The following is a 12,296-nucleotide window of genomic DNA, read 5'->3' on the forward strand; positions in this document are numbered from 1 at the left end:
CAAGATCATTCAAATCAATGTGCCCACCCTTTCTTTTATTTGTTCCAGAAAGAAACTTCACTAATGTTGCTGTAGTAAGCATCGCCACTGGCAACAGAGATTACCCTGATTCGAATATATCTTACCGTTGGTAATCCATCAGGAAATGCCACTTTGAAAGGCGCAGATCCGTCATCGCTTCTTTCAACCGTTTTAAGTAACTTCCAGCCACGACCATTAGATTCGGCTGTCCATCCCGGAGAATCTGCCGGCGATTGCGTTTGGGCACCTGTTAAATCGGCAATCCCCCAGATTTCAAATTTAGTTGGGTTGTTACAGCAATCGCGACCAATGATTTCAAACTGGGCAAGGTTTGCCACCTGTTTTCCCATATCAAAAGTAAAGTGGTGAGGCAATGGTGTATTATCATCACTGTGAAAAATATCAGGGTAACCTGTTGGCGCCTTATTTCCATTCCATAATTTCGATAATGAAGTTTCACTGCTATAGGTACCTACATCGTTAGTCAGTTTTAAGGGTTTAAACAACGATTTATCTACCGGGACCATGATATTACTCAAGGAGTCGAAACCTGCGGTATAAAAGGTATCAATAGCAGATTGAACAGGAACGTATGACGACCTGAAATACACTTTAGTTCCAACCTTGTAATCTGCTAAACGTATCGAATTTGCATCAGGCCCAAGTTTTGCCTGGCGAACGGTTCCATCTTTGTAAGTATATCGGATTTCGGTGCCGATGTTGATGGTATCGGGGCGTTCGAACTGCAAAGTAATACCGTTGTCATCAAGCTGGTAAGGCGCACTAGTCACAAGGAAACGATTTGTTAAACTCGTTTTATAGCTATCTCCATATACTTTAACATTGTTAATTTGAACCGGAACTGATTTATTTCCCGCTTTATCGAATGAGTAAATGGTAAATGAATAATTGTATTCTACCAGATTCGAAATGATTACTGAAACGTTAGTCACCGACCGGTCTGGCGCCTGTAATGCCAGAGAATCTTGTGCATTGTTCCAATAAATCATATAGCGGCTTACACTTGGATCAGGACTGGCCTTCCAGGTAAGCTTAATACGATAGTTTCCGGGAGAGGCGGTTACCTTTTCAGGGAAACCAGGATAAATCTTTTCCTTACCGTCTAAATAATCTTTATAATCAAGCGCATCTTTGCTACACCCGTAAAAAAATGCAATAGCCACCAAGGCTAATAAAATCCGCGTTATATTTTTAGTTGCCATGTTTTCCTTTTAATTGGTATTTCCCCAAAATGATAGTTCCATTACGTGAGCAAAATCTGCGTTGCCCCAGGTACTGTTTACAGCCAACCTGATAAATCTCACTTTCGGCGCATCAATGCCGATGTTAAATTCGAAACCAGCTTTTACGGCTGCTAAATCTGCAGGCGTGGTTTGCCCTGGTGCATTGCCCGAAGGCGGCGGCGGACAGGTGAAGTTGCCAAGATTTACCCAGTCACCCACTACGGTACCTTTTGCAGAGGTATTCGGTAAATTTGTATCAACAGGAGCCGTTTTAGATGAACCCCAGAGTGTCCAGGTTTTTGGGTTACCATGATTATAAGAATAATCATTTCCATAGGCTTCGCCCCGCTCCCATAACTTATACCGGCTCAACTTAGCTAAAACACCCATATCGAAAGTACAAAGCTGTAAAGGCTTGCCGAATCCAGCTTCGGTATGCCAGCCAGGGTCGTTGGTATTGTTATCCCATAACCTGGTGGTATTCCAACCCAAACTAGTAGCACCTAAAGGAGAATCTGAAGCCAGGCGATACTCGCTAAACCTTGTTTTTGGAACCAGCGTTTCGAAAATAGGATTGATAGACTTGTATAGCGTATCAGAAATATTTCCCCATCTATCTGTAACGTAAACGCCGAAATCTCTCTTTAACGTATCAAAACCGCGTACACTGAAATTTATGGTTTCGGCTTCTGTGTAAAACTGTTCTACAGGCAATAATTTTCCAGTGGTTTTATCATTAGAAATAACAATAACCCCAATGGCTTTTTTTGATGGATTAGTAGCCGAGATATTTACACCACCAAAATCGGCCTGAAGTTGGATAGTGGGGTAAGCCATCAGGTAAGCCGGAGTGGTTGGCCTTACATTAACTTTAATAGGATCGCTTTTAACATTCGCACGCGATACTGCGTAAAGCGTTACTTCATAATCCCCAGCTTTTTCAAAACCTTCTACCCTTAAGGTATCGCTGTAATAAGAAGCTTTTGATTGGCGCACTGTACGCGAATTGATCCGGTATTCTGCCTGTACGTATAGTAGGTTTCCAGAATTGGGCAGCTGATACGAAAGCACTGCCGCTCCAGCCTGGTTATCTACCCGCACACCTGTAATGATGCCCGGTTTAGCCATATCCTGAGATACCACATCGTTAAAACCTTCTGTTTCTTTACACGCATTAAGCGAGCATAGAAGAAGCAGGGCAGCCATAAGCTGCACCATGCTCCAACCAATATATCTTATTGAATTCGTTTTCATCATCTTAGTTTTTTAATTACCAGTATGGGTTTTGAACAAGATTTGGATTGACAATTAAGTCGTTATATTTTATTGGCCATAAATAATCTTTAAGGCCGAAGGATGGAATCACGAGATTTCGCTGTCTGTAATAACCTTCAGGCGTAGCATCCTGAATGTTCCATCCTTGCAATGGTTTACTTAAAACATCCTGAATAATTTTCCAGCGGCGAAGATCCCAGCCTATACGTCCTTCAAAACAAAGCTCAATTCTTCTTTCTTGCTGGATAATAGCTCTTAAACCATCTTTGGAAGCCGCCTTACCCGGATTTGATGAATATAACGACCAGGATTCCTGAACACCTTTTAAACCAGCACGGGCACGAACTTTATCAATGTAGCTGTAGGCTTCTGCCGATGGTCCGTTTACTTCATTTAGCGTTTCTGCATAAAGTAAATACAGGCCAGCTAAGCGCATCAACGGCAGTTTAAAACCTGCCTGAGTAACTTCAGTTCCGAAAACAGATTGATAGTTTACTAGTTTGCTTGGCCAGTACCCTGATACATTTACCCGAATGTTATCCTTAGGACCAGCGATAGACGTTGCGCCACGGGCTTGAACAAATAGCATATTTTCAGGATCGGTTTGACCGTTTCCAAAAAAACAGCTTCCATCAAAAGATAAATCTGCATAGAATCTCGGCTCTCTATCCACGTGCATTTTAATGGTTTGATAACCGCTTTTCATATAATACTTATGATCTGCTGCAACTGTTGCAACGGCGTACCTGCCGCGATAATCGTAACCTGGATCTTCGTTGATCGGAACGCCATTTTTTGAATAGAAAAGTTCGGCCATCCCAATAGGTACGGCAAAGTTTCCAGGCGCTCCGCCCATATTCTGTACCATCGCAGCGGTTAATCTTGGCATTGCCATAGATTGCAAATTGAAAGAGGAATTTAACGCCCAGATCACCTCCGAATTTTTTTCCCAGTTTTCGGTTATACTCTGCCTGATATCCATAACCGTTTTTAGCGGCGCAGGGATAGTTGGAAGATTGCCCGGAGATACGAAGTGGTAAAGCGACATATTGCTTTGTTCACATGCTTTTACAGCTTCCTGGCAAGCTAACATCGCTTTCGACCATTTTTCTGCCTGAAAAGCTGCAGGGAAAAGATTTACGCCGTCTTTATCCTTGAAACTGGCATAATCACGGTTTCCATTAAAAAGCGGACTGGCCTGAGTGGTCAGTATCTCGGCTTTTAAAGTAAGAGAAATCAGTTGGGTAATTCTGCCTAAACTTTGTGCTGGATCCTGTATTGTTCTTGGTAAATCTGGTGTGGCCTCATCCAATAGCGAGGTGATGTATTGAAAACAGGCATCAACTGGTTCACGTTTTACCCTCACCTCTTCTGTTCCTGCATCAATAGCCAAATTATCTCTTATTAAAGCAATAGGCCCATACATTCTTAGCAGATAGAAATGATAGTAGGCTTTTAAAAATTTCACTTCAGCAATCCATCTGTTTCGCTCAAACTGTGGTAAATCTTTTGGTTTGCTAATATTTTCTAGAAATATATTGCACCTTCTGATGGCTTTAAAAATGGGTTGGCCAAGTTGCTCTCCGTCCCAGTAATTTAGCGATGGATTGTCGGTATTCTGTACCCCTCTAATTAAATGGAAACCTTGTTCTGCTTCCCTATTCCCCAAAGTAGCTTCGGTAAGCGTATTTGGAAAATAAATTTCACCGGAAGTGGTAAAGGCCGCATCATTGTTAGATGGCACCATATTTTGCAAGGTAGAATAGCAGGTGAAGAGATAATTTTCCGCCTCATTTCTATTTCTGAAAGCATAATCAATGGTGGCCACATTATCTGGCGTAACATCGAGGTATTTTTTGCAGGATTGCACCATACCCGCAACAATTGCAATTAGTATGATTATTTTATAATTGAGTTTCATGTGATCTGCTTAAAGATTTACGTTGATTCCAATGTTATATACTTTCTGGATAGGATAACTAAAGCCGTTCGAAGCCAGCTCCGGATCCCAATCTTTAAACCTGCTCCATGTAAATGGATTCAAGGCATTAAAGTAAATTCTGCAATTTGAAAGGAAAGCCTTTTTCGCCAGTTTATCGGGGAAGGTATAACCAATTTCTACCGATTTTAAACGGATAAAAGCACCGTCTCTCATCCACCACGAGCTTGTTTGCAAATTGTTGCTGATTTCTGGCGCAGTTGTACCCAAACGTGGATATTTTGCATACAAATCCTGGTTTTCTTCTGTCCAATGGCTATCGGCAAAAACCTGTAGCACCTGGCGGTTCTGCAAAAACGGACTCACATCAGATGGATTAATGAAAAAGCTGGTTCTGCCTACACCCTGGAAAAACATCGACAAATCGATTTTTTTGAAACCCATAGATAAACCTGCACCATACACAATTTCTGGTGTAGACGGCAAACCAAGGAAAACCTGATCGGCCTCGGTAATTTTGCCATCATTGTTCAGGTCGGTGTATTTAATGTCTCCACCTTTTGGTGCAGAAGCGCCTGAACCGAAAAGCTGTGCGGGCGATGCCGCTGCCTCTTGATCATCCACAAATAAACGTTCGGCGATGTAACCCCAGCGTACGCCGATTTTTTGCCCCGAAAGTATTCTCCAAGGTTCGCGGTAAGCCGGTTGTTCGTATTGGCCATATTTATTTTGCGAAAATGTAAAGTTCATTCTGCCCGACATCCAGAAGCCACCGCGGAAGGTTTTGCTGTAATCGGCAGAGAAATCTATCCCTCTCGAATCAGCTGTACCCAAATTTGCACTCACTGCTGATTCTAACCCCATACTGGTTGGAATAGAAGCTCTTTCCATTAAAATATTATAACGATGTTGTTTGTAAACCTCCGCGATAATGTTCAGGCTATTAAAAAAGCTCATCTCTAAACCAATGTTCGTTTGGCGAGATGTTTCCCAGGTTACCGCATCGTTTGCATAATTTGTAATGCTTACACCAGGGCGGGTAACGCCATTATTTTGACCAAAGAAAGCTGGATTGCCGCCATTTAAATTCACATTCGAGAGATAGAAAAAGCGTTGTGCACCAATGGCATCGTTACCCACCAAACCGTAACTGGCCCTAACCTTTAACTTATTCATTACCTTTTTAACATTGGCATTCCAGAATGCTTCGTTTGATACTACCCATGAGCCGCCAATGGTCGGAAAGAAACCAAACCTGTTTTTCTCGGCAAAACGCTCTGAACCATTGTATCCAAAATTGAATTCGGCAAAGTAACGGCTATCATAAGAATAGCCTAAACGACCAGACAGGCCCACGTTTCGGTAAGGAAGTGAATATTGTAAACTTGGTAAATTAGTTTGCGGATCGGTTGCATTCGCATATAACCGTTGTTGTCTCGTGGCAATAATGGTGCTACTGATATTGTGTTTGTTACCCAATTGTCGCGAATAATCAATCACCCCCTGCATGTAAACAAAGGTGTTCACATCTTTAAAGCCTGGCTCGAAACTTAAATATTCTGAGGCCTGGCCTGGCTGATTATTGATCCAGTTTAATGAATATTGATTGCTGATTCTATCGTAAGAAGCAACATTGTAAAAGAACGGAGAATATTGTCTTGTTAAATCAAAATAGGAATAGCGGTTGGTATTAAACATACCCTTAAACGACAGGCCTTTTGTTAAAAATCCTAAGTCTTGATTAAGTTCAAGCTGAGCTGACATTCTCGATCTTGAAAATGACTTATAGCCTTTCATCATGTCTGCATAAGGATTTGAATAACCCACGGTGTTACCCGTGCCTTCTGTTGAGCTGTTTCCAAACAAGATGTGTGTGTCGATACCGGTTGAAGGATCAGCAGGGTAAAATGCTGGAAAAAGTACCGGACTTGTATGCAAGGCTTTCTTATACAGATCGGCAGAGAATGAGCCATCATCTGTAATTGGACCGTTATATTCATCAAAAGTACCCGAAAGCCTAAGCACAATTTCGGTAGTTTTTGTTACGTTGATATTCACGTTAGAGCGCAGCTGATAATTTTCAAGTTTCACATTGTTGTTGAAATTGTTTACCGGGCTCACCTTCAAAATTCCATTATCACGGTTATAAGATGTTCCGATGTAATATCTGGCTACCTTGCCGCCACCACTCACACTTCCGTTTAAACGCTGGTTATTTGTGCTTTCTTTAAACAATTCATCAATCCAGTTTACAGCCGGATAAACATATTTATTGCTTCCCGGAGCATTGTTAAGTGTTTGCTCACGGTTAAAAATATCATTTTGGGTAAATCGAGGAACACCTAGAGGATTACGGGTGGTAATCGCTTCGTTATACATCTTCATAAATGTAATCGGATCAGCAATATCCAGATTTTGAGTAGATTGTGAAATAGAATTCTCGAACCTCACATTTACCTTTGCATTACCTTCCACACCTTCTTTGGTGGTTACCAATATTACCCCGTTTGCACCCCTGGCGCCATAAAGTGCAGTTGCACTGGCATCTTTTAAAATGGAAAAACTAGCAATATCATCAACCTGTAAACGGGCAAGATCGTTGGCGGTTAGCTCTACGTTATCTACCAAAATCAAGGGGTCTTGTTTATATCCAAAAGTAGTTACCCCTCTGATGAAAAATGACGAATTATCAAGGCCGGGCTGTCCGCTGCGCTGATAAGCCACTACACCCGCAATTTGTCCGGCCATGGCATTGGTCAAATTACTCGATGGAATTTTTAGTTTAGATGGGGTGATACTGGTTACTGATCCGACCATTGCTTCCCTGCGTTCTTTCTTGCCAAAAGCAGTGACCACAACGTCGCTCAGGTTATTATCATCGCTGCTTAAAATCAGGTCTACCCTTGTTTTATCCAGACTGGCGATAAATGTTTTGGTTTTAAAACCTACTGAAGACACCACGACTGTTGCATTGGCAATGGCATTCAAGGTAAATTTTCCATCGCCATCGGTAACGCTACCCATATTGCTTTGCCCCTTTACTTGCAAGCTTACGCCAGGTATGCCCAATCCAAGAGAATCTTTAACGGTTCCCGTGATCTTAAATGTATTGCCCTGTTGCGCCATTGCAGGGTTTATAAGTTGTAGAATCCCGATGCCGAGAATGGCAAATAGTATCCACAGATTTCCTGAATAAGGCCTGCGCCTTACCAGAATAGTAAAATTTTGGTTCATAAGTTTGGTTGGTTATAGTTTATTTTTACTGAATCATCAGCACAGTTAATTGGTTACTTGTAATGGTTACATCATAGGCTTCAATTAGGAATGGGTTTTAAATTTATATTGATGAATGAAAGCTGCAATTTTATAGGAAGGCATGATCAATGTGGAAGCCCGGCTAAACCTGGCGATGTTAATTCCCACAAAATTCCCTTCTAAATCGTAAACAGATGTTCCTATTTGTCGGGGCAGCAACGCTAAGTCATGGGTATAAACAGCATCAAAACCATCTCTCCTTTTTGATTTCCCGCCAGCAAACCGATCTACCGGATGCTTCGAAACACTTTGTGCCTGCCATGCAAAAGTTACCTTTCCATTGTAAAGCTTTTCTTTTCTTTTCCAGCTTATTGGCACTTCATCAGCAGGCCAGTAGTGAGAAACCGCAGCTGCAAATTCCTTGCTACTTTTTAGCTCATGCCCACCGAAGCTCACCAGCTCATCACCTACCTCTAGTCCAAGTGCTTCGGCAGGGCTTTTTTGTTTAATCAATGAAAAAACTGCCGGACTAGATTCGTACACCACCATTGCACCCAAAAGTGGCTGACTCATTATTTTGGGCAAAGTGATCTCCTCGCTTCCGATGATGCTGCTTACCACTTTACCATCTGCCTGCTTTGTAAAAACAAATTTGCCCTTCAACTTCTTGTTATTAACGCGGTAGTTACTGTCCAACTTTACTCCATGCTTAAAGTATTTGGTAGTCGCTAGCATGACCAGATCATTGGTTTGATCACGGGCTAAAATGTTCAGGTCGTAAAGTTTACCTTCGTAAACAAGACAGGCAGAATCGCCAATCATACTGCTCTTGCTCACCAAAACCTGCACTGGTTTACCATGATTGTTTTTTAGGTTAAATACACTCGCTGACACCTCCAGCTTCTCCCCGTCTATAAAACTATTAACCACCAGGAATGCCTGCTTAGGATGTTGATCTGTACTTAACTCGTTAAAAGCGTACTTTTTGTTTAGGCTGAGGTTATGAGAACTTTCGGTGCTGCTATCAGCAGTAGCTGGTAATGCAATGTAATTTTTTTCTAACTTCAGGGCCGACCAATATTTCCGGTACATATCTACCGGTATCTCAAAGTTCATATCTTCCGAAACGTCAATGGCACTATGAATCGCAACTACTTTTCCATCAAGGTCAAATAATGGTCCGCCAGAGTCGCCAGGTTCCATTTTGCAAGACGACTGTACAAATCCATACTGGTTCTTTATATCTAAAATCTTCCCAAAACGAATAGTGGGCAATTCCTGATTAAGACTTTCTGTACAAGAAATGCTGAGGCAAGCTTCACCATTCTTCAACGCGGACGAAAATCCCATTGCGGCATATGGCCAATTTCCATTACCTGTAATCTTCATCATGCCAACATCTGGTATGCCTGGAGTTTCTTTCACATCTATTCTTCCGAGCGCTAGAGCGATAGCATCTTTTCCATCAGGAAAAAAAACTTTGTAACTTTTTCCTGGCTGAATAACATGTGCGGCAGTTAAAATATAGCCTTCGCCAGTTACCACAACCCCGCTAAATTGTGCGGACGTACGTTCATTTCTTACCGTATCGAAACCCCAAATCCGTACACTTGCCGGATAAGCTTTATCCACTGCTGATGCAACATGCTGCTCCAATACTTTTGCGCCATTTTTTTGTGCATAACTTGTTAGGGTGCTCAGGATGCAGCATAAAGCGACACAACCAAAGATCGAAACCCAACGAAGAAATACCATATTTTTAAAGCGCATAACGAATTGGCTGTCAAAGATTAATTAAATAGTGAAGCTAATTTCTTATTCAAATCTTCGCCCCTCAAATTGCTGGCGATCACTTTTCCATCCTTATCTAAAAGGAAATTGGCTGGTACGGCCCGTATTCCGTATAATCGGCCAACTTCATTATTCCATCCTTTTAAATCGGAAACATGCAGCCATGGTAACCCATCCTGATCAATGGCTTTTAACCAGTTTTCTTTTGATTGATCTAACGATACCGCAAGAATTTCGAAACCTTTTTCTTTATATCTGCTGTAGTCTTTCACCAGGTTGGGATTTTCCGCTCTGCATGGACCACACCAGCTTGCCCAAAACTCTAATAGAACCACCTTACCTCTTAACTGCGCAAGCGATACGGGTTTGCCAATCACATTATTTTGAGAAAATAAGGGTGCGGATGACCCAATTGCGGTGGCGCTATTTGCAGCAATTCGCTGAGCCAATTCTTTTCCCATATCCGTATCTCGCAGGTTTTGAGCAAGTGCCTGATAAACCGGCGAAACTTTGGCAACATCTACACTCGTTCCAGCCGATTCGGACAAAGCGACTAAACCGAAATATGAATTTGGATGTGTTTTGGCAAATAAAAACTGTTTTGCTTCTCTGGCTTTGATGTTGTTCCTGAAACGGGCATCTACCGCTTTAATGTAAACAGAGTCTCGCTGTTGTTCTGGCGTACCACTGTTAAAATCTGCATTTACAGCTTTTGTTAGCGCCATGATGGTTCCGCCAATTTCTTTGTTGTATGCTACAAATTCATCGTAAACTTTTGAACCACTTACTAAAGCATTCTGTAAAGAGTCTTTCGAAGTAAAAACAATTTTTTCCTTACCGAAGTAGATATAAACCACGTCGCCGGTATAGATTGCTTTTTGCTTTCCTCCACCATCATGATCCAATGCCAGTCTGGCATTTGCCACTCCTGAAAGCGGCCCGGTAAACTGGAATGCTCCATCCACCACTTCGGTCGAATCTTCGTGGCTCACGCCATTATCCATATAATCCAGATAGGCTTTTGCAGGCTTACCAAGGTTTCCAATTTTGACGGATAGCGTGAAGTCATTTCCTTGCCCGAGTGCAAACAAGGGCAAGAATCCTGACAGTAATAAAAGCGTTTTAAATTTCATGAGTATAGCGTATTAAGCGTGGTTTAATATTGAGGTAAATGGAGGGTCGGCACTTAATTGCGTTCATTAAATACGGCGAACTCTGCTATTGCCGGCGCATGTTTGAAACCAGAAAGGTTAACCCGAATTTTTTCGCACCAGATTCTCTCAAATCTGAAAATGCTCACCTTTTTCTCTCCCGCTGCTTGTGCTTTTAGCTGTAGCCATTTTCCATCTGCAAAGTATTCCAGATCATATCTGGCCCCTGAAGAATTACCCGCAGTAATCACGATCATATTGCAAGGCATTGATTTTTCAAACTTTACCTCATACCATGGTGCTTTAACAGTAGGATTAGAAGACCAGCTCGACCTGAAATTGTCGTCGTTTGCGAAATCCATTAGATTCATGTCATCACTCCAGGTACTGTTACTGATTACGCCTTTTGCAATGTTGCTTGAAATAATTGGTGCCGGATGTTGTGGCAATTTTGGCGGATTAGCAGAAGGCTTATAAAGTTTTCCCATTTCTTTTAATGCGGCAAGGGCATTATCATCAATCAAACCATTTTTGTTGGGAGCAACATTTAAAATGAAGTTGCAATAGGCACCGTTGTATGGGATAATGAATTTGTTCACCAACTCATTTACATCTTTAACAGGCGTAGTTGGAAATGATGTTTTCCAAAACCAATTTTGCTGCAAAGGAAGGCAGGCTAAAGCAGGTAATTTGTTGCTTTCTTTAGAGATAAACTGTCCGGCTCCTTGCTCATAAGATTTGATATCCGTATAAAACAGTGCTTCCGTTGGGTATTTTGCTGCATTTAAATCCATTACCAAACAGTTTGGCTGTAGAGATTTAATCAGATAGTAAATATCTTCAAAAGGAACATCATCATAAGAAATTCTCGACCACGGAGCATCCCATCCATCAATAACCAGTGCGGTAATTTCTCCATAGTTGGTTAACAACTCGGTAATCTGTTCTTTAATTAATTTGATGTGAGCAGGTGTAATTTGGTTTGGGCGTATACCGTTATGGGTATCCAGAATAGAATAGTACAACATCACTTTTAAGCCATTCTTCCGAAATGCATCAGCATATTCCTTAACCACGTCGCGTTTAAGTGGCGTATTCATCACATTGTAACTGGTTGTTTTGGTATTCCAGATTGGGAAACCGCTATGATGTTTGGTAGTTAAGCAACCGTAGGTCATATTTGCCGACTTTGCCGCTTTCGCCCACTGATCGGCGTCAAGCTTTGGCGATTGAAACAAATTTAGCGCAGCATCTGGATCAGACCAGTCCTGGTCCATAAACGTTGGCATCCCATAATGGATAAACATGCCTAAACCCAGATCAACAAAATCTTGTTGTAAATCGGTTAAGTTTTTCTTTTTTGCATTTTGCTGGGCAGAAACCTGCTTAAAAGAAGTCAGTCCTGAAACGAGAAGGAGAAGCGCTATGATTTTTTTAATAGTCATCTTTACTGGAAATTTAGGTTTGTAGGGTTTTTAAAGGTTCATTTAGAAACAACTGACCGGTTACAATGCACTGTAAATCAGCATAGAGGAACAATCGGTGTTTCTATAATCCAAAGCTAGTGTGGCTAAGGCAATAATTTATCTAACGGAAACCTAACAAAAGCCTAACAAAAAC

7 protein-coding genes are annotated in these 12,296 nt (G+C 41.6%); all 7 read right to left on the reverse strand.

All coding sequences use genetic code 11. From position 1 onward, the window contains the following. Positions 1 to 35: 35 nt before the first annotated feature. Complete coding sequence (locus ASE92_RS10630; RefSeq protein ID WP_056850089.1) at positions 36 to 1,244, reverse strand: DUF4998 domain-containing protein; 1,209 nt, start codon at positions 1,242 to 1,244, stop codon at positions 36 to 38. A gap of 9 nt (positions 1,245 to 1,253) precedes the next feature. Next, the gene (locus tag ASE92_RS10635; protein WP_056850090.1) at positions 1,254 to 2,522 is read right to left on the reverse strand and encodes a DUF5000 domain-containing lipoprotein; all 1,269 of its coding nucleotides are present in this window, start codon (positions 2,520 to 2,522) and stop codon (positions 1,254 to 1,256) included. Positions 2,523 to 2,535: 13 nt separating this feature from the next. After that, the gene (locus tag ASE92_RS10640; RefSeq protein WP_056850091.1) at positions 2,536 to 4,461 is read right to left on the reverse strand and encodes a RagB/SusD family nutrient uptake outer membrane protein; all 1,926 of its coding nucleotides are present in this window, start codon (positions 4,459 to 4,461) and stop codon (positions 2,536 to 2,538) included. 9 nt (positions 4,462 to 4,470) lie between these two features. Next, positions 4,471 to 7,713 carry a TonB-dependent receptor gene (locus tag ASE92_RS10645; protein WP_056850092.1) on the reverse strand — a complete coding sequence of 1,081 codons (3,243 nt, stop codon included), beginning with the start codon at positions 7,711 to 7,713 and terminating at the stop codon, positions 4,471 to 4,473. An 84-nt stretch (positions 7,714 to 7,797) separates the two neighbouring features. Beyond that, positions 7,798 to 9,504, reverse strand: coding sequence for a trypsin-like peptidase domain-containing protein (locus ASE92_RS10650; RefSeq protein WP_056850093.1), 1,707 nt, complete (start codon positions 9,502 to 9,504; stop codon positions 7,798 to 7,800). 20 nt (positions 9,505 to 9,524) lie between these two features. Further along, positions 9,525 to 10,658: a TlpA disulfide reductase family protein gene (locus ASE92_RS10655; protein WP_056850094.1), complete on the reverse strand. Its 1,134-nt coding sequence runs from the start codon at positions 10,656 to 10,658 to the stop codon at positions 9,525 to 9,527. 53 nt (positions 10,659 to 10,711) lie between these two features. Further along, on the reverse strand, positions 10,712 to 12,121 hold the full coding sequence (locus ASE92_RS10660) for an alpha-L-fucosidase (RefSeq protein WP_157255713.1): 1,410 nt from the start codon (positions 12,119 to 12,121) through the stop codon (positions 10,712 to 10,714). Positions 12,122 to 12,296: the final 175 nt, after the last annotated feature.

This window comes from Pedobacter sp. Leaf41, assembly GCF_001422545.1.
Lineage (GTDB): Bacteria > Bacteroidota > Bacteroidia > Sphingobacteriales > Sphingobacteriaceae > Pedobacter.

Bases quoted from the DNA above. Each gene is read 5' to 3' on its own strand.
- ASE92_RS10630 (WP_056850089.1), bottom strand. From the start codon at position 1,244: ATGGCAACTAAAAATATAACGCGGATTTTATTAGCCTTGGTGGCTATT.
- ASE92_RS10635 (WP_056850090.1), bottom strand. From the start codon at position 2,522: ATGATGAAAACGAATTCAATAAGATATATTGGTTGGAGCATGGTGCAG.
- ASE92_RS10640 (WP_056850091.1), bottom strand. From the start codon at position 4,461: ATGAAACTCAATTATAAAATAATCATACTAATTGCAATTGTTGCGGGT.
- ASE92_RS10645 (WP_056850092.1), bottom strand. From the start codon at position 7,713: ATGAACCAAAATTTTACTATTCTGGTAAGGCGCAGGCCTTATTCAGGA.
- ASE92_RS10650 (WP_056850093.1), bottom strand. From the start codon at position 9,504: ATGCGCTTTAAAAATATGGTATTTCTTCGTTGGGTTTCGATCTTTGGT.
- ASE92_RS10655 (WP_056850094.1), bottom strand. From the start codon at position 10,658: ATGAAATTTAAAACGCTTTTATTACTGTCAGGATTCTTGCCCTTGTTT.
- ASE92_RS10660 (WP_157255713.1), bottom strand. From the start codon at position 12,121: ATGACTATTAAAAAAATCATAGCGCTTCTCCTTCTCGTTTCAGGACTG.